This window comes from Streptomyces sp. NPDC107559 (assembly GCF_055657365.1).
In genome coordinates, this window is sequence record NZ_JBVKBD010000001.1 from 769,754 (window position 1) to 789,925 (window position 20,172).

The following is a 20,172-nucleotide window of genomic DNA, read 5'->3' on the forward strand; positions in this document are numbered from 1 at the left end:
CCTCGGCCCGGTCTCACACGCCGAACGAATGGACCGTCGACGTCCGGTATGTCTGCCCCGGCCGCAGCACGGTCGACGGGAACGACGACTTGTTCGGCGAGTCCGGGAAGTGCTGGGTCTCCAGGCAGAGGGCGTCGCCCTGGCGGTAGATGCGGCCGCCGGAGCCGACGAGGGTGCCGTCGAGGAAGTTGCCCGAGTAGAACTGAAGACCCGGCTCGGTGGTCGCGATGCTCAGCGAGCGGCCCGAGGACGGGTCGCGCAGGGTCGCGACGTGCACCGGCTTCGTGGTGACGCCCTTGTCGAGGACCCAGTTGTGGTCGATGCCCTTGCCGTACAGGAGCTGCTGGTGCGCGACGCGGATGTCCGCGCCGACCGCCTTCGTCCTGCGGAAGTCGAACGGGGTGCCCGCGACCTTCGCCAGTTCGCCCGTGGGGATCAGCCCCGAGTCGACCGGCGTGTAGCGGGCGGCGGCGATGGACAGCTCGTGGTCGTATATGGACCCGCTGCCCTCGCCGGCCAGGTTCCAGTACACATGGCTGGTGAGGTTGACGACGGTGGCCTTGCTGGTGGTGGCCTCGTAGTCGATGCGCCAGTCGCCGGACCGGGTGAGGGTGTAGGTGACCTTCGCCCTGAGCGTGCCCGGGTAGCCCATCTCGCCGTCGACGCTGGTGTAGTGCAGGTGCAGGCCCACGTCGGAGCCCTTGGTGAACGGCTCGACGTCCCAGACGCGCTTGTCGAAGCCCTGGGCGCCGCCGTGCAGGCTGTTCACGCCGTCGTTGACGCTCACCTGGTAGGCGGTGCCGTCGAGGGTGAACCGCCCCTTGCCGATGCGGTTGCCGTAGCGGCCGATCAGAGCGCCGAAGTACGGGCTCTTGGCGACGTAGTCCTCGATGTTGCCGAAGCCCAGCGAGACGTTCCGGTACCGGCCGTGCCGGTCGGGGATCTCCAGGGAGTTGACGATGCCGCCGTAGGACAGCACCTTGAGCCGGGTGCCGCCGTTCTCCAGCGACCAGCGGTGGACCTTGGTCCCGTCGGCGAGCGTGCCGAAGAGCTCCTTCACCGGCTTCCTGCCCCCCGAGGCCTGCGCCGTGCCGATGGTGGCGGCAGTTAATCCCGCTGCCGCCGCTCCTGCGATGACCGTACGTCTGCTCATGTCCATGTGCGGCTCCTGCAAATGGAAGGGGCCCCACCTTTCGGGTGGGGCCCTGATGAGTTACGAACCGGACTTGCGCTTGTTCCACACGTCGAACCCGACCGCCGCCAACAGGGCCAGGCCCTTGATGACCTGTTGCCAGTCGGTGCCGACACTGAGGAGGTTCATGCCGTTGTTCAGCACGCCGAGGACCAGACCACCGATGATCGCGCCGAGGACGGTGCCGACACCGCCGCTCATGGACGCGCCGCCGATGAACGACGAGGCGATGGCCTCCAGCTCGAAGTTCAGGCCGGCCTTCGGAGAGGCCGCGTTCAGGCGGGCGGCGACCACCAGACCCGCCAGGGCCGCGAGCATGCCCATGTTGAGGAAGACATAGAAGGTGACCTTCTTGTCCTTGACGCCGGACAGCTTCGCCGCCGGGAGGTTGCCGCCGATGGCGTAGATGTGGCGGCCGAAGACGGCGTTGCGCATCACGTAGCCGTAGCCGACGACCAGCACGCCGAGGATCAGCAGCACGATCGGCGCGCCCTTGTAGCTGGCGAGCAGCATCGTGACGGTGAGCACCGCGGCGACCAGCGCGACCATCTTCAGCAGGAAGAGCCGGGCCGGCAGCACGTCCAGCGAGAACTCCTGCTGGCGCTTGCGGTCGCGGACCTCCTGGAGGACCACGAAGACGATCACGGCGAGGCCGAGCAGCAGGGTGATGTTGTGGTAGTTGGTGGTCGGGCCGACCTCCGGCAGGAAGCCGTTGCCGACCTTCTGCAGGCCGTCCGGGAACGGGCCGAGGGTCTGCCCCTTGAGCAGGATCTCGGTCAGACCGCGGAAGAGCAGCATCCCGGCGAGGGTGACGATGAAGGACGGTATGCCGAGATAGGCGATCAGGAAGCCCTGGATCGAGCCCGCCACGGCGCCCACCAGCAGGCACAGCAGCAGGGCGAGCGGCCAGGCCATCCGGTGTTCGACCATCAGCACGGCGGCGAACGAGCCCACGAACGCGGTCAGCGAGCCGACCGACAGGTCGATGTGGCCCGCGATGATCACCAGCATCATGCCGATCGCGAGGATCAGGATGTAGCTGTTCTGCAGGACCAGGTTGGAGACGTTGCGCGGCAGCAGCAGGTCTCCGTCGGTCCACACGGCGAAGAGGGCGACGATCAGGCCGAGCGCGATCAGCATGCCGTACTGGCGCATGTTGCGGCGCAGGCCGGCGAGCATCAGCCGCACCAGGTTCTCCCCGGTCTCGCCGCCGCCCTTGCCCGGTGGTGCCTCGGCCGGGCTGTTGGTCACATCGGTGCTCATCGCGTTACCTCTTTGTCCTTCGTCATCTGACGCATCAGCACTTCCTGCGTGGCCTCGGCCCGCGAGAACTCGCCTGTCAGCCGCCCGGCGGCCATGGTGTAGATGCGGTCGCACATGCCGAGCAGTTCGGGCAGCTCGGAGGAGATGAAGATGATCGCCTTGCCCTCGGCGGCCAGCTTGTCGATGACCGTGTAGATCTCGAACTTGGCTCCCACGTCGATGCCGCGGGTCGGTTCGTCCAGGATCAGCACGTCCGGACCCGCGAAGATCCACTTGCTGAGGACGACCTTCTGCTGGTTGCCGCCGGACAGCTTGCCGACCGGCTCGAAGACGGTCGGCGCCTTGATGTTCATCGACTTGCGGTAGCGCTCGGCGACCTGGCGCTCCTCGTGCTCGTCGACGATGCCCCGGTTGGCGACCTTGCCCAGGGCGGTCAGCGAGATGTTGCGGTTGATGGTGTCGATGAGGTTGAGGCCGTAGTGCTTGCGGTCCTCGGTGACGTACGCGATGCCGTGCCCGACCGCCTCCGCGACGGTCCTGGTACGGATCTCCTTGCCGTCCTTGAGGACCGTGCCGCCCGCGTACCGGCCGTAGCTGCGCCCGAAGACGTTCATCGCGAGCTCGGTGCGGCCGGCGCCCATCAGGCCCGCGATGCCGACGATCTCCCCGCGCCGCACCTGGAGCGACACCTCGTCGGCCACCTTGCGCTGCTGGTCGATCGGGTGGTGCACGGTCCAGTCGCGGATCTCCAGCGCCGGGGCCGCGCCCTCCTCGGGGTGGTGCGGGGTGCGCTCGGGGAAGCGGTGGTCGAGGTCCCGGCCGACCATGCCGCTGATGATCCGGTCCTCGGTCGTCTCGGCCGCCTTCACGTCGAGCGTCTCGATGGACCGCCCGTCGCGCAGGATCGTCACCGAGTCGGCGACCCGGCGGATCTCGTTGAGCTTGTGGGAGATGATGATCGAGGTGATGCCCTGGTTCTTCAGCTCCAGGATCAGGTCCAGGAGTTTGCCGCTGTCCTCGTCGTTCAGGGCCGCGGTCGGCTCGTCGAGGATGAGCAGCTTCACCTCCTTGGACAGCGCCTTCGCGATCTCCACGAGCTGCTGCTTGCCCACGCCGATGTCGGCGACGCGGGTCTCGGGGTGCTCGTCGAGGCCGACGCGGCGCAGCAGTTCGCTGGCGTGCCGCAGGGTCTCGTTCCAGTCGACGAACCCGCGCTTGGCGTGCTCGTTGCCGAGGAAGATGTTCTCCGCGATCGACAGGAACGGCACCAGCGCCAGTTCCTGATGGATGATCACGATGCCGTGCTGCTCGCTCGCCCGGATGTCCCGGAAGCGGCAGACGTCACCCTCGAAGAGGATCTCGCCCTCGTAACTCCCGTGCGGGTGGACGCCGGAGAGGACCTTCATCAGGGTCGACTTGCCGGCGCCGTTCTCCCCGCAGATGGCATGGACCTCGCCCTGGCGGACGGTCAGTGTGACGTCCGACAGTGCCTTGACGCCGGGAAAGGTCTTGACGATCGAGCGCATTTCCAGGACGGGTCCCGCCATGGTCGTGCCTTCCAATCCGTAGAAGTCGGTGCGACCGGTGGCTACTTGAGCTCGTCCGCCGTGTAGTAGCCGCCGTCCACCAGGACCTGCGAGTAGTTGGTCTTGTCGACGCTCACCGGCTGGAGCAGGTAGGCGGGGACGACCTTGGCGCCGTTGTCGTAGGTCTTGGTGTCGTTGGTCTCCGGCTTCTTGCCGTTGAGGACCGCGTCGACCATGTTCGAGGCGACCTTGGCCAGTTCGCGGGTGTCCTTGTAGACGGTCTGCGTCTGCTCGCCCGCGATGATCGACTTCACCGAGGCCAGCTCGGCGTCCTGGCCGGTGAGGACCGGCAGCGGCTTGGTCTTGGAGCCGTAGTCGTCCGACTTCAGCGCCGACAGGATGCCGATGGAGATGCCGTCGTACGGCGAGAGGACCGCGTCGACCTTCTTGCTGGAGTACGACTTGGTGAGGATGTCGTCCATGCGCTTCTGCGCGGTGGCGCCGTCCCAGCGCAGGGTGGTGACCTGGGTGAGGCCGGTCTGGCCGGACTGGACGACGAGCTTCTTGCTGTCGATGTACGGCTGGAGCACGCTCATCGCGCCGTTGAAGAAGTACTTGGTGTTGTTGTCGTCGTTGGAGCCGGCGAACAGCTCGATGTTGAACGGGCCCTTGCCGCTCGCCAGACCGAGCTTGTCGACGATGTAGTTGGCCTGGAGCTCGCCGACCTTGGTGTTGTCGAAGGACGCGTAGTAGTCGACGTTCTTCGTGCCGAGGATCAGGCGGTCGTAGGCGATGACCGGGATGTGCGCGTCCGCGGCCTGCTGGAGCACGTTGTTCAGGGACTTGTTGTCGATGGCCGCGACGATCAGCGCCTTGACGCCCTGCGTGATCAGGTTCTCGATCTGCGAGACCTGCTGGTCGGGGTCGTCCTCGCCGAAGACCAGCTTGGTCTTGTAGCCCTTGGACTCCAGGTTCTTGACGACGTTGTTGCCGTCGGCGATCCAGCGCTCGGAGGACTTGGTCGGCATCGCGATGCCGATGGTCCCGCCCTTGCTGCTGCCCGTCCCCTCCTTGCTGCCGCCTTCGCCGCTCTGACCGCAGGCGGTGAGGGTGAGCGCGAGGGAGGCGGCTCCGGCTATGGCGGCGAGGGCGGCTCTGCGAGTACGCATGATCATCATCCTTGATGTGTGTGGAGCAGGGCTCGGTCTGGCGGGGTGCGGTTGCTCGTCCGGGCGGTGCGGCAAGTCCGAGGAGCGGTTGTGGGATTGTGTTCGACTGCGTCGTCTTTTGTGAAGGGGGATTATCCGGAACGTTATGCGGAAGTTTCGAACCGCTTCAGGGTGCCGGGCAGGCGCGACCCCAGGGGGGCCATGTCGCCGTCGACCCCGTGCCGTGCGAGCAGGTCCAGGGCCAGCCGGCCGCGCCGCACCCGTTCCCGTGCGGTGGACAGGGTCAGATCCCTCAAGTGGTGCCCGTACGGGTAGATTCCGGGCGCCTTGGAGAGGCCGAACTTGAGGTAGAGCGGTGCGCCGCGCCGGATCAGCTCGGCGACCTCGTACATCCGGACGTACCCGCCGAGGTCGTCGGGGGCCTCGATGTACATGTCCATGGGGGCGGCCGACACCCGCCGGATCTCCGTGAGGTGATCGAGCGTCAGATCGCTGGGCACGTTGACCGAGTCGGCGCCCAGCCCCTCGTAGACCGCGTACGCGGCCGGGTTGACCGGGCCGATGAGCGCGGACACCTTCAGGGTGGTGTCCGCCGGGATGATGCCCGCCAGGCGCGCCCGGTGCAGCGTCCACAGCACGCCCTCGTCGGCGACGAGGAGGCATCTGACGCCCAGTTCGGTGGCGCGCACGGCGTCCTCGACGCATCCGGCGACGGCGTCGTGGCCGCGGGCGCGGGTGCCGCCGCCGCGCGAGTCGGTGCGCACCGAGCCGCCGATGTCCCAGGTGCCGCGCGGGCCGGTGAACAGGCAGAGCTCGATGTCCCGTTCGCCGGTCGCGTCGACCATCTCCGTGATCTCGGCGTCGGTCAGCATCCACACGCCGCTGCCCTGGCTGATCCGGTGGACCGGCACGTCCAGGCGCGAGGCCTCCTTCAGGACGACGGCCAGCGCCTCGGGGCCCTCGCAGGAGGGGATCTCGGTGCGCCAGCGGCCACCGCCCGGGAAGCTGTGGGGCGAGGCGTCGGCGGGATCGAGGGCGGGTGCGCCCAGCCCCAGTGCGGCGAGCGCCCGCTCGCCGGGTCGACGGGCTGCCGTGGCGGAAGCGTCGGTCACAAGCTGTCCTTCTTGTTCGGTATTTCGGACGAGGTTCGCGGCTCAAGGCGTGGAACGGGCGGGGTGTACGCCGGCACGAGGGCCGTCAGGTTGCCTTCGTGCCGGCGTACGGCCGGGGGGTGGGGCCGGCGGGGGTGGTGCGGGGGCCTGCGTGCCGTCGTACGGCCACGGGAGGGGAGCGGAGCGGACTCCGGGCCCGCCCCCGGGCCTAGGGGCGCAGCAGGACCTTGCCGACCTTCGGGTCGCCGGACCCCACCAGCTCGATCGCCGCGGAGAACTCGGTGAGCGGCAGCTCGTGCGTGACCAGCGGCAGCGGATCGAGCAGCCCGGCCGCGAAGACCCGCACCGTGTGCGCCCAGGCGTCCGGCGGCGCACCGAAGACGGTGTGCACCTCCAGCTGCCGTACGACCAGATCGGTGGGGTCGAGACCGTCGGCGCCCGGCGCCGGGATCCCGGTCAGGACCAGCCGCCCGCCGCGCCGCAGCAGCGCCGCGGCGGTGCGCGCGGCCGACGCCGACCCCGCCGTCTCGATCACCACGTCGAAGTCGCCGGGCAGCTCCTGGTCCTTCGTGCGGAAGTCGGTGGCCCCGAACTGCCGGGAGAGCGCCTCCCGGTCGTCGCGGGTGCCGACCACCAGCAGCTCGCCCGGCGAGCCCGCCCGGAGGAACTGCACGGCGAACATGCCCAGCGTCCCGGTGCCGACCACCGCGACCCGCTCGCCCGGCCGCGCGTTCGCCTTGAGCGCGGCGGCCGCGATGCAGGCGGCCGGCTCCAGCAGCGCGGCGGCCGTCAGGTCGGCGTCGTCGGGCAGGGCGTGCAGCAGCCGGGCCGGCAGGGTGAGGGTGGCGGCCATGGCCCCCGGCTGGGTGAAGCCGGTCTCCTCGTACCCGTCGGTGCACAGCGTGGTCTCGCCCGCGTGGCAGCGGTCGCACACCTGGCAGTTGCGGAAGCCCTCGCCCACGACCTTCCGGCCGACCAGCGACTCGGGTACCCCGGCGCCGACCGCCGCCACGGTCCCCGACCACTCGTGCCCGGGGGTGAGCGGATAGCGGACGTACCCCTCGGGCCGGTTGCCCTGGTACACCTCGCGGTCGCTGCCGCAGATCCCGGTGGCGTGGACGCGCACCAGCGCCTCCCCGGCCTCCGGCCGGCGCGGCTCGTGCGCGGTGATGCGGTGCTCGCCGGGCGCCTCCACGACCACGGCGGCGGCGCCCGCCGCGGTGTTGTCCCCGGTGCTCACTGCTGGGTGCCCTTCGGCTTGCGCTGCTCCCAGCCCTCGGCCCACAGGTCGAAGCGGGCCTGCTGCTGCGGGAACTCGGCGGCCGCGTCGACGTCCAGCTCGACGCCGAGGCCCGGCGCGTCGGAGAGGTGGAAGTAGCCGTCGACGACCTGCGGGGCGCCCTTGACGACCTTCTTGATCTCCGCGTCCGCGAAGTCGTTGAAGTGTTCGAGGATCTTGAAGTTCGGGGAGGTGAAGCCGACCTGGAGGGAGGCGGCGGTCAGCACCGGCCCGCCGACGTTGTGCGGGGCGACCAGCATGTAGTGGGTCTCCGCGGTCGCGGCCAGCTTCCGGGTCTCCCAGATGCCGCCGATGTGGCCCACGTCGGGCTGGATGATGTCGACGGCCTGGCTCTCGAACAGCTCCCGGAACTCGATCCGGTCGTGGATGCGCTCACCGGTGGCGACCGGGATGTCGACCTTGGCCGCGATCTTCTCCAGCGCCTTCAGGTTCTCCGGCGGGCAGGGCTCCTCCAGCCAGGCGGGCTTGAAGGGGGCCAGCTCGCCGGCCAGGCGCACGGCCGTCGCGGGGGAGAAGCGGCCGTGCATCTCCAGCATCAGCTCGGCGTCCGGCCCGATGGCGTCGCGGACCGCCTCGATCAGCGAGACGGCGTACAGGCTCTGCTCGTGGTCCAGCTCGAAGTGGCCGGTGCCGAAGGGGTCGATCTTCAGCGCCTTGTACCCGCGCTCCACGACCGCCTGGGCGGCCTTGTGGTAGGCCTCGGGCGTCCGCTCCGTGGTGTACCAGCCGTTGGCGTAGGCCTTGACCTTGTCGGTCACCTTGCCGCCGAGCAGCTGCCACACCGGCACGCCGAGCGCCTTGCCCTTGATGTCCCAGCAGGCCATCTCGACGACCGCGATGCCCGACATCACGATCTCGCCCGCGCGCCCGTAGTCGCCGTACTTCATGCGGCGCACCAGGTCCTCGACAGCGAACGGGTCGGAGCCGAGAATGTGATTGGCCTCGGCCTCGCGCAGGTATCCGATCAGAGCGTCGGTGTGGCCCAGCATCCGGGTCTCGCCGACTCCGGTGATCCCCTCGTCGGTGTGCACCTGGACGTAGGTCAGGTTGCGCCACGGCGTCCCGACCACGTGTGTGCTGATTCCGGTGATGCGCACGACAGTTGCCCCTTGCTGCTTCGTCGGCTCGGTTGGCTGGCGTTCCGACGTGTTCGATATTTCGTCACACGTTCGAAATGCTGGCGTGACAGTAAGGACGGGGCGGTCGGGGTGTCAATGGGTCGGACACATAAGGGTTTCGATAGTTTCGAAGTCGACTTTCGGGGCAATGGCGGATGCTTCACGCCGCCTCGGGCGCTTCGCACGAGATCTCGCGCGGTTAAACCTGTTCTCGCACAAAAATTCCACAGCACCCCCTAGGAACGCCGCCCTCCGGGAACTTAGTCTTCCCGCGTCATGGACTACTGCCACTCGTGCCGACGGCATCTCAACGGCGCTTTCGCCTGCCCGGGATGCGGCACCCCTGCCGACCAGCTGCGCGCGGACGCGGACGACAACGACACCGGCGATGCCGGCGGGTCGTCCCGCGAGGGTGCGCACGAGCACGGCGGTGCCGGTTCGCACCCGGAACCGGGCGGCCGCGCCGCCCGGCGCCGGGAGCAGGGCCGCGGGGGCCGCAGGCGCGGGCTGTCCGGTGCCGGGCCGGCCGACGGACAGGACCGCCGGCCGGACGGGACGGAGCGGACCGACGGCCACGGCTACGAGCCGGACCACGACGACCGCGGCTACGCGCTGGACCATGACGACCGCGGCTACGAACCCGACCGCGACGAGCGGGGCCACTGGGCGGGCGGCGCCGGGCCGGCCGACGACCTCGACCACCCGGCGGACGACGCCGAAGGGCCGGACGACGACGCGGACGACCTGGCGGAGCAGGAGCGCGGGCCCGTCCCCAGCCGTCGCGATCGCAAGGCGGCCGCCCATCGCCGACGCCGCCGTCGCACCCTGCTGATAGCCACCGGCTTCGTCCTCGCGGCCGGCGGGCTGAGTCTCGCCGAGCTCGGCGTCGACGCGCCGGGCTTCTCCTCCGAACAGCCTGCGGCCGCCGTGGACCCCTCGACGCAGGACGGGGCGTCCGGCGAGGCGTCCGCGTCCGCGTCGGCCCGCACCCTCGACAGCGCGGCGGCCACCGCCACGGCCTCGGCCCAGGCCTCCCGCTCGGCCTCTGCGACGGCGTCGAAGTCCCCGGAGGCCGACGCGTCGGGCTCCGCCGACCCGGCCGGCGAGGACAGCACCTCCCCGGCCTCGGCCGCGCCGACCGCCTCGCAGTCCTCGGCGGCGACCCCCACGGCGGACCAGACCCCGACGGCCGAGCCGACGAGCACGGACCCGACGCCCGACCCGACCCCTTCGGAGACGTGCAGCAAGTTCCTGTGGTGGTGCACCTGAGGCTCCGCGGCACACCCGCGGCGCACCCGCGGCTCTGCGCACCCGTGGCTCGGTAGGCGGACCTGGTTGGGCCCGGGCGGACCTATGCGGACTTCCGCGGAGTCCCCGGCTCCAGCATCCGCCGCAGCAGCCCCCGCAGTACCACCCGTTCCTCCTCGCTCAGCCCCGCCAGCGGTTCGCGGGCGAAGTGCAGGGAATCGCGCAGGCTGCGGGCCACCTGGACGCCCTCGTCCGTGGCCGCCGCCAGCTTCACCCTGCGGTCGGCGGCGTCCGGGCGCCTCTCCACCAGACCGCGGGATTCGAGGCGGTCGACTATTCCGGTGACGTTCGACGGCTCGCACTTCAGCTTCTGTGCCAGCTTGCGCATGGGCAGCGGCTCCAGCGAGAGCAGGCTCAGCAGCCGGGCCTGGGCGCCGGTCAGGGCGTGGTCGCCGGCGGCGGTCTCGTAGTCCTCGTAGTACCGGGTCACCACCTCGCCGATCAGCTCGACTACGTCCATGGTCAGGGCGTCGGGGCGGGGCGTCCGCGGTGAGGTGGGCATGCTCCGAGGGTACCCCTTTACTTGACATCCTGAAATATTCAGGCGCATGGTTGTTTCAGGTACTGAAGTATTTGACCGTGTGAAGCACCGAGGAAGGCCCAGGTCCCATGTCCGAGACCCCCACGCTCCCCGCCACCAGCCGTGAATGGCACCTGCTCAGCCGCCCGGTCGGCTGGCCCAAGCCCGAGGACTTCGCCCTGGTCGAGGCGGAGATCCGGCACCCCGGCCCCGGCGAGGTGCTGGTGCGCAACGCCTACGTCTCCGTGGACCCGTACATGCGCGGCAGGATGAGCGCGGCCAAGTCCTACGCCGCCCCCTTCGAGCTGGGCAAGGTCATGCAGGGCGGCGCCGTCGGCGAGGTCGTCGCCTCCGGTGCCGAGGGCATCGCCCCCGGCGACCACGTGCTGCACTTCGGCGGCTGGCGCGAGTACGCCACGGTGAGCGCCGCGCAGGCCGTCAAGGTCGACCCCGAGGCCGCGCCCCTGTCGACGTACCTCGGCGTCCTCGGCATGACCGGCCTCACCGCCTACGCCGGACTGCTGCGCACCGCCTCCTTCAAGGAGGGCGACTCGGTGTTCGTGTCCGGGGCCGCGGGCGCCGTGGGCAGCCAGGTCGGACAGATCGCCAGGCTCAAGGGTGCCTCCCGGGTCATCGGCTCGGCCGGCTCCGACGACAAGGTGAAGCTCCTGGTCGAGGAGTACGGCTTCGACGCCGCCTTCAACTACAAGAGCGGCCCGGTCTCCCAGCAGCTGCGCGAGGCCGCCCCCGACGGCATCGACGTCTACTTCGACAACGTCGGCGGCGACCACCTGGAGGCGGCCATCGGCTCGCTCAACCAGGGCGGCCGGATCGCGGTCTGCGGCATGATCTCGGTCTACAACAACACCGAGGCGGCCCCCGGCCCGCGCAACCTCGCCCGGCTCATCCAGACCCGCGGCCGGATCGAGGGCTTCCTCGTCGGCGACCACTACGACCTTCAGCCGCAGTTCGTCCAGGAGGTCGGCGCCTGGATCCGCTCCGGCGAGCTCAAGTACACCGAGACGGTCGTCGAGGGCATCGAGAACAACCTGGATGCGTTCCTCGGGGTGCTGCGCGGCGACAACACCGGAAAGATGATCGTCAAGCTCTGACCGGCGAACCGGGCCGCGCCCCCGGAGGGCGGGGAAGGCCGTGTCCCCGGAGGGCCGGGAAGGCCGTGCCCCGGCTCCGGGGCGCGGCCTTCGCGCGTGCGTGTCGCACGGTCGGCGCGCGTCCGCCTCACGCGGCCCGTGTCACACGGCCAGCGCCGCCCGGTGCACCGCCGCCGCCAGCGCGGCGTTCTCGGGCGCGGCCCCGCCCGGGAAGGCGTTGCGCCGCCGGGTGTAGCCGTAGGCCAGGCCGCTGCGCGGGTCCGCGAAGGCCTGGCTGCCGCCCGCTCCGCTGTGCCCGAACGCCCCGGCGCCCAGGAACGGGTACCAGGTGTCCGCGGTGGCCTGGAAGCCCAGCCCGTAAGACTTGTGGGTCCGGGCCACCAGGTCGTACCCCACGGAGTGGAACTGCCCGAACTCCGCCGCCGTGTCCTCCTTCAGCAGCGGCGCCTTCCCGTCGATCTCGCTGACGGCCGCCGCGTACAGCCCCGCCAGCCCGCGCGCCGAGGCCACCCCGCCGACCGAGGCCGGGCCCTTGGCGCGGATCTCCGGCCGGTTCGGCAGCAGCGCGAGATCGGTCGGCTCGGCCGTGTGCGTGTTGAAGGCGATGGACGCCAGCGTGTGCGGCCCCTGCGGCAGCGCGTCGAGCAGGGCCCGCTGCTCGGCGGTCGGGAGCATCGGTTGCACGGTGCGAAAGCGCGGCTCGTGGGCCGCGGGCAGGCCCAGGAAGAAGTCCAGCCCGTACGGGGCGCGGATCCGCTCCTCGTACACCTCCTGGAGCGTGCGGCCGGTGGCGCGGCGCACCACCTCGCCCGTCAACGCGCCGATGACCAGGGCGTGGTAGCCGAAGGCGGTGCCCGGCCGCCAGAACGGCCGCTGGTCGGCGAGCCGTTCGGCGATCAGCCGGTCGTCGGCGAGCTCGGCCGCGCTGAAACCGGTGTCCGTGCCGACCAGGCCCGCCCGGTGCGCGAGCAGGTCCCGCAGGGTCAGTGACCCCTTGCCCTCGGAGCCGAACTCCGGCCAGTAGTAGGTGACTTTCCGGTCCAGTTCGAGGGTGCCCTCCTGCACGAGGAGCGCCACGACCAGATGGGCGGCCCCCTTGGTCGAGGAGTACACGCCGTAGAGGGAGTCGGCGTCGGCGCCCGCCCACAGGTCGACGACCGGCCGCCCGTGCACGTACGCGGTCAGCTGCCCCTCGTAGTCGGGCCGTTCCCCGGCGACGAGCGCCGCGAACTCCGCTCGCACCGCCTCGAAGCCCTCCGCGACGGTGCCGTGGATCTCCTGCGTCATGCGCTCTCCTCCAACTTCAGCCGCTGTGCGCGTGTGCCATGGTGATCATTGCTCGTCCGAGCTGGGGGGAACTCCCCCTTCGGGTCGTTTCGGAAGTCGCGTCCGGGCGGCCCCGGAAGCCGTCCTCGGGCGGCCGCGCGGAAGGCGCTCGACGCACGCGCACCTTCTGCGGGCTTCCCGGGATCGGTACGGCGCGACGTACCCGTTCGACTCAACAGCGGCCGGCGTTCGGTACCGGACGGTGACGCTCTGGCCGGAGGTTGATCGGGAATCACCCGATAGAGTTTCGAGCATGCGCGATCTCGGGGTGGGTTTCAGCTATCTCCTGAAGGGCCAGCGCTGGGTGGCCCGGCACGGAAAGCAGTACGGCTTCGGCCTGCTGCCCGGTTTGATCACCCTCGTCCTCTACGCGGCGGCGCTGGTGGCCCTGGGCCTGTGGGGCGAGGACCTCGTCTCCTGGTCGACCCCGTTCGCGGACGACTGGTCGAGCCCCTGGCAGGGCCTGTTCCGCGGCTTCCTCACCGCCGTGCTGTTCGCGCTCGGCCTGCTGCTCGCGGTCCTCACCTTCACCGCGGTCACGCTCCTCATGGGCCAGCCCTTCTACGAGAACCTCTCCGAGAAGGTCGACCGGGACGTCTCGCCCGACGGCACCGCCCCCGAGTCGCAGCTGCCGCTCTGGCGCGAACTGTGGATCTCGGCGCGCGACAGCCTGCGCATCGTGGTGCGTGCCCTCGTCTGGGGCGTCCTCCTCTTCGCCCTCGGCTTCCTGCCCGTGGTCGGCCAGACGGTCGTCCCGGTGATCGGCTTCTTCGTCACCGGCTTCTTCCTCACCGAGGAACTCGCCGCCGTCGCCCTCCAGCGCCGTGGCGTCGAGCTGCGTGACCGGCTCGCCCTGCTGCGCTCCCGCAAGACCCTGGTCTGGGGCTTCGGCACCCCGCTGGGCCTGGCCTTCCTGGTGCCGTTCGTCGCGGTGTTCCTGATGCCGGGCGCGGTCGCGGGCGCGACCCTCCTCGCCCGCGACCTGCGGGGCGAGGAGATCACCGACGGCGCGGCCCGCGAGACCGAGTCCCGCCAGGAGGCGGACGCCACCAGCTGACCCGCCGCCTCCGGGGGCACGGCCGCCACCACCCGCCCGACCGAGGCCGGAGCCCGTTCCACCCCCGTCCCCGCCCCGTCCCCGCCCTGGCGCGTACACCGTCCGCGCCGGGGCGCCCTCGTCGTGCGCCCGCGCCCGCCGCCCCGCCGACCTGCCGGTTCTCCGGGTGCCGAGGCCGTGCCGGGCGGCATCGCCGAGGCCACCGACGAAGATTTCGCAGCGTTCTCTTCGAGATTTGGGATAGAAGGCGAGATCGTGGGTATTTGTGAAGGGTTCGTACGAACTTCGCCTCGGCCGCTCGATCGCCGACCGCGGAGCGAGCACGACGGTTAACGTCTCATCCGGGCGCCCACGCCCCGGGGCCCCAGGGCCCGGGCCCGGCGCCCCCCGAGCAGCCCCGGTCCGGTGACCTGACCTCCGGACCGGGGCTCATTTCTGCCCGCCGTCGGTGCCGGTGAACCGGGCCGGTGCCCCGGGCCGGCCCGCCGCCGGTCAGCGGGCCGAGAACGCGTACACCGTCGCCGAGCGGTACACCGCATCCGGCCGCAGCTCGGTGCTCGGGAACTCCGGCCGGTTCGGGGAGTCCGGGAAGTGCTGCGTCTCCAGCGCGACCCCGTCGCCGGGCGCGAAGGGGGCCTCCAGATGGTCCGCGGTGTACAGCTGCATCCCCGGCTCGGTCGTCGCCACCGTCAGCACCCGCCCGGACACCGGGTCGTGCAGCTCGGCCACCTCCTCGACGGCCGGCGTCACCCCCTTGTCCAGGACGAAGTTGTGGTCGTAGCCGGTGCCCACCTTGCGGACCGTGCGGAAGTCGAACCGGGTGCCCGTCACGTCCTCCAGCGCACCGGTCGGGATCAGGTCCGCGTCGACCGGCGTGTAGCGCGAGGCGGCGATCCGCAGCTCGTGTCCGCCGGTGCTCCCGGCCCCGCCCAGGTCGAAGTAGCTGTGGTTGGTGAGGTTGACCACGGTCGGCTCGTCCGTGGTGGCCTCGTAGGCGATCCGCAGCGCCCCGGACGCGTCCAGGGCGTACGTCGCCGAGACCTCCAGCCGGCCCGGGAAGCCCTCCTCGCCGTGCGGGCTGACCCGGCTCAGCCGCACCCCGTCCTCGACCGGCGTCACGTCCCACACCCGCTTGTCGAAGCCGCGCTCACCGCCGTGCAGCGAGTTCGGCGGGCTGTTGGGCTCCAGCGCGTACGTCAGCTCGCCCAGCGGGAAACGGCCGCCCGCGATCCGGTTGGCGTAACGGCCCACCAGCGCGCCGAAGTACGGCCCCGTGTGCGTCAGATAACCGTCCAGGTCGGCGAACCCCAGCACCACGTTCCCCGGGCGGCCGTCCCGGTCGGGTACCTCCAGGGACTGCACGATCCCGCCGTACGACAGGATCCGGACCCGGGTCCCGGCCCGTTCCAGGGTCCAGACATGGACCGGGGTGCCGTCGGGAAGTGTGCCGAAAAGTTCGCTCATGTGGGAAACCCTAGGTCACGGTTCCCGCGCCGTGACGGTGCGGTAGGCGATCTCCGCGAGCCGCGCCTGCCCGTCCGTGCTCGGGTGGAACCAGTCCCAGTGACTCAGCTGGCCCGTGCCGAAGTGGTAGTCGTACACCGCGTTGCGGTCGAAGCGGCAGCGGGCGTCCTTCTCGCAGACCTCCCGCAGCACCCCGTTGTACGCCTCCACCCGCTCCAGCACCGACTCGCGCCGCGCCGTCGCCGCCGCGTCCAGCGCGTCCGCGTCGCCGAGCATGGACGGGCAGATGCCCAGCCGCCAGATCTGCTTGCCGAGCGGGTTGCCGCGCCCCTGCGACCACAGCCGCTTCAGGTTCGGCACGCTCGCCACGTACACCTGTGTCCTCGGCAGTTTCCCGCGCAGGGCGCGCAGCGAGTCCTCGAAGTCCGCCCGGAAGTCCGCGACCGGCGTCATCCCCGAAACGGTGGACCGGCAGGCGTCGTTGGCCCCCACCATCACCGTCACCAGCTGCGGCCGCCGGGCCGCCGCCCGCTCGACCTGCGCGGGCAGATCCGCCATCCGGGACCCGGTCACCGCGTAGTTCCAGCTGCGCTCGGCCGCGCCCGCCGCCCCCAGCAGCCGCACGGCGAGGCTGTCGACCCGCGCCGAGCTGCCCGTCGCCCACGACACCTCCGGGCAGTCCGACAGGACCGCGCAGGCGTCGAAGCCACGGGTGATGGAGTCGCCGACCGCCGCCACCGAGTCCGGACTGCGGTCCCACACCGGGGTGGGCGAGGGCTTCGCCCGCGCCTGCGAGCCGCCCGCACCCGGCGGGTCGCCGCCGGCCGTGTCGCACCCCCCGGCCCCCAGGACGGCCGCCGCCACGAAGGCGACGACGGCTCGCACCCGGCTGCTCCGCTTCCGCATCCTCGGCCATCCCCTCGGTCGTCCCGTACGTCCTCCCCCTCCATCACAACGTGCGGGAGTTCCCGGCCGGCCCGGTGCAACGCCGCACCGCGTACAAGCGTCCCCCCGGGTGAATGGCAGACGATTGGGAGTACCGGGACCGACGGTACGTCACACTCCTTGCGCCGCCGCACGGTAGCCTCGCCATCAACGTGGCGACATGCCACTGAGCATGGCCCCAGTAGCAAGATGTCCCGCTCTGCCCGGAGGTCCCGGTGACGACACGTGGAGTTCTGTACGTGCACTCCGCGCCGCGCGCGCTGTGCCCGCATGTCGAGTGGGCCGTCGCCGGGGTGCTCGGTACGCGCGTCAACCTCGACTGGATCCGGCAGCCCGCCGCGCCGGGCACCTGGCGTTCGGAGTTCTCCTGGCAGGGCGAGGCCGGCACCGCCTCCAAGCTCGCCTCCGCCCTGCGCGGCTGGCAGATGCTGCGTTTCGAGGTCACCGCCGAGCCCTGCCCCACCGCCGAGGGCGAGCGCTACAGCTGCACCCCCGAGCTCGGCATCTACCACGCGGTCACCGGGATGCACGGCGACATCCTCATCCCCGAGGACCGGCTGCGCGCCGCCCTCCAGCGCTCCCAGCGCGGCGAGACCGACCTGGAGGCCGAACTCACCAGGCTGCTCGGCAAGCCCTGGGACGACGAGCTGGAGCCGTTCCGGTACGCGGGCGAGGGCGCGCCGGTGCGCTGGCTGCACCAGGTGGTCTGACCCGCCGCAGCGCCCGCCCCGCCGCCGCGAAACCCTCCCGTACGCCCGTCGCGTACGCCGTCACGTATCGCCACGCCGTGTACGCCGTCACGCGGCGCCCGTCGTGCACGTCGTCACGTACGTCCGTCGTGCACGCCGTACGCGGGCCGGTCGGGTGTCTGTCGCACGGCGCCCGCGCGGGCGCCGTGGCGCACGAGTCCTGCTGCCTCCCGTGGCTTCCCGTGGCTTCCCGAGTCGGCCTGCCCCGGAACGGACCGCGGCCCGTCGCCCGCGCAGGAGCGCGGGGGACGGGCCGTCGGGGGTCCTCGAAGTCAGCGGCGAGGACGGTGGGTTCAGACCGTGCGGAACGCCAGCACCACGTTGTGGCCGCCGAAGCCGAACGAGTCGTTCAGCGCGGCGATCCGGCCGTCGACGGGGAGCTTGCGCGCCTCGCCGCGGACGATGTCGGCGTTGGCCGCCGCCTCCGGGTCGAGGTTCTCCACGTTGATGGTCGGCGGCGCCACCCGGTGGTACAGGGCGAGGATGGCCGCGACGGACTCGACACCGCCCGCGCCACCGAGCAGGTGACCGGTCATCGACTTGGTCGCCGAGACGGCCATGTGGTCCGTGTCGTCGCCGAAGACCTTGCGCAGCGCCTTCAGCTCGGCGACGTCACCGGCCGGCGTGGAGGTGGCGTGCGCGTTCACGTGCACGATCTCCGCCGGGTCCAGGTCCGTGCTGTCCAGCAGGTGCTGGAGGGCGTGCGAGATGCCGCGGCCCTCCGGCTCCGGCTGCACGATGTCGTGGCCGTCGGCGGAGATGCCCTGGCCGACCGCCTCCGCGTACACCCGCGCACCGCGCTTGGCGGCGTGCTCGGCGGACTCCAGGACGATCACGCCGGCGCCCTCGCCGAGGACGAAGCCGTCGCGGTCGACGTCGTAGGGACGCGAGGCGCCCTGCGGGTCGTCGTTGTTCTTGGACATCGCCATCATGTTGCCGAACGCGGCGATGGGCAGCGGGTGGATCGCCGCCTCCGTGCCACCGGCGACGACGACGTCGGCACGGCCGGTACGGATCATCTCGATGGCGTAGCCGATGGCCTCGGCGCCCGACGCGCAGGCGGAGACCGGCGTGTGCACACCCGCGCGGGCGCCCACGAGCAGACCCACGTTGGCGGACGGACCGTTCGGCATGAGCATCGGCACGGTGTGCGGGGAGACGCGGCGGACGCCCTTCTCCTTGAGCACGTCGTACTGGTCGAGGAGGGTCGTCACGCCACCGATGCCGGAGGCGATGACGGCTCCGAGACGGTCGGGGTCGACCGCGCCGTCCTCACCGGCACGGCCGGTGAAGCCGGCGTCGGCCCAGGCCTCCTGGGCCGCGATCAGCGCGAACTGCGCCGAACGGTCGAGACGGCGGGCCTGCGGCCGCGGGATGACCTCGGTGGGCTCCACGGCGACCGGGGCCGCGATACGGACGGCCTGGTCGGCCGCCCACTCCTTGTCGAGGGGCTTGACGCCGGAACGACCGGCGATCAGGCCCTCCCAGGTAGAGGCTGCGTCGCCACCCAGCGGTGTGGTTGCGCCGATACCGGTGACGACCACGGTGCGATTGGTCGGGCTCACGGGAATTCTTTCTCCAACGGATACGAGGATTCAGCGGCGCCACCGCCGGGTGGCGGGGCCGGCAGCTCCCGGCCTAAGGGGTTGCTCAGGCCTGGTGCTTGAGGATGTATTCGGTCGCGTCACCGACGGTCTTGAGGTTCTTGACGTCCTCGTCCGGGATCTTGACGTCGAAGCGCTCTTCGGCGGCGACGACGACCTCGACCATGGACAGCGAGTCGACGTCCAGGTCGTCGGTGAAGGACTTGTCCAGCTGGACGTCCTCAACCGGGATCCCGGCGATCTCGTTCACGATCTCCGCGAGACCGGCGACGATCTCTTCCTGAGTGGCGGCCATGTCGGCGCTCCTTCGTAGATGTTCCAGAGGGTGTGGCTCCCACCGCGTGCGCGGCGGGTCTTGCGTTTCCCGTCCCGGATGCATGATCCGGCACGGAGTGCCTAGGGGAGGGTAACGACCGTCGCGGCGTACACGAGACCCGCCCCGAAGCCGATGACGAGCGCGGTGTCGCCGCTCTTCGCCTCGCCGGTCGCCAGGAGCCGCTCCATCGCGAGCGGGATCGAGGCGGCCGAGGTGTTGCCGGTGGTGCGCACGTCCCGGGCGACGGTGACGGTCTCCGGCAGCTTGAGTGTCTTCACCATCGAGTCGATGATCCGCTCGTTGGCCTGATGCGGGATGAAGACGTCCAGTTGGTCCGAGGTGATCCCGGCCGCCTCCAGCGCCTGCTGGGCGACCTTGGCCATCTCGAACACGGCCCAGCGGAACACCGCCTGGCCTTCCTGGGTGATCGCGGGGAACTTCTCGACCTCGCCGGTGCGGTAGTCCGTCCACGGCACGGTCTGCTTGATGGTCTCGGACTTGTCGCCCTCCGAGCCCCAGACGGTCGGGCCGATGGCCGGCTCCTGGGAGGGGCCCACGACGACCGCGCCCGCGCCGTCACCGAACAGGAAGGCCGTGGCCCGGTCCTCCAGATCGGTCAGGTCGGACAGCCGCTCCACCCCGATGACCAGGACGTACTCCGCGGAACCCTCGACGATCATGCCCTTGGCGAGGGTCAGGCCGTAGCCGAAGCCCGCGCAGCCGGCCGAGATGTCGAAGGCGGCGGCCTTGGCGGTGCCCAGCTTGTGGGCGATCTCGGTGGCGACGGCCGGGGTCTGCTTGAAGTGCGAGACGGTCGAGACGACGACGGCGCCGATCTGCTCGGCGGAGATCCCGGCGTCGGCGATCGCCTTGCCGGAGGCCTCGACGGACATCGCGGCGACGGTCTCCTCGTCGCTCGCCCAGTGCCGCGTCTCGATGCCGGAGCGCGAGCGGATCCACTCGTCGGACGAGTCGATCGTCTCGAGGATCACCTCGTTCGGCACGATCCGGGTGGGACGGTAGCCGCCCACGCCGAGGATGCGCGCGTACGGGGCGCCCTTGCTGGGCTTGATCTTCGACATGATCGGTCG

The 20,172-nt window shown here is 70.9% G+C and carries 18 protein-coding genes; 4 read left to right on the forward strand and 14 right to left on the reverse strand.

The window, feature by feature from the left end; translation table 11 throughout:
* Positions 1-13: 13 nt before the first annotated feature.
* The 7 genes from ACZ7OY_RS03195 to ACZ7OY_RS03225 all read right to left on the reverse strand — a co-directional run bounded on the left by ACZ7OY_RS03195 (position 14) and on the right by ACZ7OY_RS03225 (position 8,659).
* Positions 14-1,159, reverse strand: a complete 1,146-nt coding sequence (locus ACZ7OY_RS03195; RefSeq protein WP_471909773.1) for an aldose epimerase family protein — start codon at positions 1,157-1,159, stop codon at positions 14-16.
* A gap of 54 nt (positions 1,160-1,213) precedes the next feature.
* A complete protein-coding gene (gene mmsB, locus ACZ7OY_RS03200) occupies positions 1,214-2,455 on the reverse strand; it encodes a multiple monosaccharide ABC transporter permease (protein ID WP_471909774.1) in 1,242 nt (413 codons plus the stop codon).
* The gene (gene mmsA, locus ACZ7OY_RS03205) at positions 2,452-4,002 is read right to left on the reverse strand and encodes a multiple monosaccharide ABC transporter ATP-binding protein (protein ID WP_384725187.1); all 1,551 of its coding nucleotides are present in this window, start codon (positions 4,000-4,002) and stop codon (positions 2,452-2,454) included. Before mmsA ends, mmsB begins: the two co-directional genes overlap by 4 nt.
* Positions 4,003-4,043: 41 nt before the next feature.
* A complete protein-coding gene (gene chvE, locus ACZ7OY_RS03210; protein WP_471909775.1) occupies positions 4,044-5,150 on the reverse strand; it encodes a multiple monosaccharide ABC transporter substrate-binding protein in 1,107 nt (368 codons plus the stop codon).
* Positions 5,151-5,293: 143 nt separating this feature from the next.
* A complete protein-coding gene (locus tag ACZ7OY_RS03215; RefSeq protein WP_471909776.1) occupies positions 5,294-6,262 on the reverse strand; it encodes a hypothetical protein in 969 nt (322 codons plus the stop codon).
* Between the two features lie 208 nt (positions 6,263-6,470).
* A complete protein-coding gene (locus ACZ7OY_RS03220) occupies positions 6,471-7,502 on the reverse strand; it encodes a zinc-dependent alcohol dehydrogenase (protein WP_471909777.1) in 1,032 nt (343 codons plus the stop codon).
* Entirely contained in the window at positions 7,499-8,659 is a 1,161-nt protein-coding gene (locus ACZ7OY_RS03225) for a mandelate racemase/muconate lactonizing enzyme family protein (RefSeq protein WP_471909778.1), read from the reverse strand. Before ACZ7OY_RS03225 ends, ACZ7OY_RS03220 begins: the two co-directional genes overlap by 4 nt.
* A 297-nt stretch (positions 8,660-8,956) precedes the next feature.
* Between ACZ7OY_RS03225 and ACZ7OY_RS03230 the strand changes: the two genes are divergently transcribed.
* Positions 8,957-9,949: an SCO2400 family protein gene (locus tag ACZ7OY_RS03230; RefSeq protein ID WP_471909779.1), complete on the forward strand. Its 993-nt coding sequence runs from the start codon at positions 8,957-8,959 to the stop codon at positions 9,947-9,949.
* A gap of 82 nt (positions 9,950-10,031) precedes the next feature.
* Here the strand turns inward: ACZ7OY_RS03230 and ACZ7OY_RS03235 are convergent, their stop codons facing one another.
* A complete protein-coding gene (locus ACZ7OY_RS03235) occupies positions 10,032-10,490 on the reverse strand; it encodes a MarR family winged helix-turn-helix transcriptional regulator (protein WP_471909780.1) in 459 nt (152 codons plus the stop codon).
* A 107-nt stretch (positions 10,491-10,597) separates the two neighbouring features.
* On the opposite strand from ACZ7OY_RS03235, the gene ACZ7OY_RS03240 reads away from it, so the two are divergent.
* Complete coding sequence (locus ACZ7OY_RS03240) at positions 10,598-11,620, forward strand: NADP-dependent oxidoreductase (RefSeq protein WP_471909781.1); 1,023 nt, start codon at positions 10,598-10,600, stop codon at positions 11,618-11,620.
* Between the two features lie 141 nt (positions 11,621-11,761).
* Here the strand turns inward: ACZ7OY_RS03240 and ACZ7OY_RS03245 are convergent, their stop codons facing one another.
* Positions 11,762-12,907 carry a serine hydrolase domain-containing protein gene (locus ACZ7OY_RS03245; RefSeq protein WP_471909782.1) on the reverse strand — a complete coding sequence of 382 codons (1,146 nt, stop codon included), beginning with the start codon at positions 12,905-12,907 and terminating at the stop codon, positions 11,762-11,764.
* A 292-nt stretch (positions 12,908-13,199) separates the two neighbouring features.
* Here ACZ7OY_RS03245 and ACZ7OY_RS03250 point away from each other — a divergent pair, with 292 nt between their 5' ends.
* Positions 13,200-14,003: an EI24 domain-containing protein gene (locus ACZ7OY_RS03250; RefSeq protein ID WP_471909783.1), complete on the forward strand. Its 804-nt coding sequence runs from the start codon at positions 13,200-13,202 to the stop codon at positions 14,001-14,003.
* 492 nt (positions 14,004-14,495) lie between these two features.
* Here ACZ7OY_RS03250 and ACZ7OY_RS03255 read toward each other — a convergent pair whose 3' ends face one another.
* Both ACZ7OY_RS03255 and ACZ7OY_RS03260 read right to left on the reverse strand, forming a co-directional pair.
* Positions 14,496-15,467 carry an aldose epimerase family protein gene (locus ACZ7OY_RS03255; RefSeq protein ID WP_471909784.1) on the reverse strand — a complete coding sequence of 324 codons (972 nt, stop codon included), beginning with the start codon at positions 15,465-15,467 and terminating at the stop codon, positions 14,496-14,498.
* A 15-nt stretch (positions 15,468-15,482) separates the two neighbouring features.
* Positions 15,483-16,373 (reverse strand): SGNH/GDSL hydrolase family protein, encoded by an 891-nt coding sequence (locus ACZ7OY_RS03260; RefSeq protein WP_471909785.1) that lies wholly within the window; start codon positions 16,371-16,373, stop codon positions 15,483-15,485.
* Between the two features lie 254 nt (positions 16,374-16,627).
* Between ACZ7OY_RS03260 and ACZ7OY_RS03265 the strand changes: the two genes are divergently transcribed.
* Complete coding sequence (locus tag ACZ7OY_RS03265) at positions 16,628-17,122, forward strand: DUF3145 domain-containing protein (protein ID WP_351603273.1); 495 nt, start codon at positions 16,628-16,630, stop codon at positions 17,120-17,122.
* A 332-nt stretch (positions 17,123-17,454) separates the two neighbouring features.
* Here ACZ7OY_RS03265 and ACZ7OY_RS03270 read toward each other — a convergent pair whose 3' ends face one another.
* The 3 genes from ACZ7OY_RS03270 to ACZ7OY_RS03280 all read right to left on the reverse strand — a co-directional run bounded on the left by ACZ7OY_RS03270 (position 17,455) and on the right by ACZ7OY_RS03280 (position 20,163).
* A complete protein-coding gene (locus ACZ7OY_RS03270) occupies positions 17,455-18,726 on the reverse strand; it encodes a beta-ketoacyl-[acyl-carrier-protein] synthase family protein (RefSeq protein WP_471909786.1) in 1,272 nt (423 codons plus the stop codon).
* Between the two features lie 85 nt (positions 18,727-18,811).
* Positions 18,812-19,060 carry an acyl carrier protein gene (locus ACZ7OY_RS03275; protein ID WP_029384719.1) on the reverse strand — a complete coding sequence of 83 codons (249 nt, stop codon included), beginning with the start codon at positions 19,058-19,060 and terminating at the stop codon, positions 18,812-18,814.
* Positions 19,061-19,161: 101 nt separating this feature from the next.
* Positions 19,162-20,163, reverse strand: a complete 1,002-nt coding sequence (locus ACZ7OY_RS03280; protein WP_471909787.1) for a beta-ketoacyl-ACP synthase 3 — start codon at positions 20,161-20,163, stop codon at positions 19,162-19,164.
* Between the last annotated feature and the right edge of the window lie 9 nt (positions 20,164-20,172).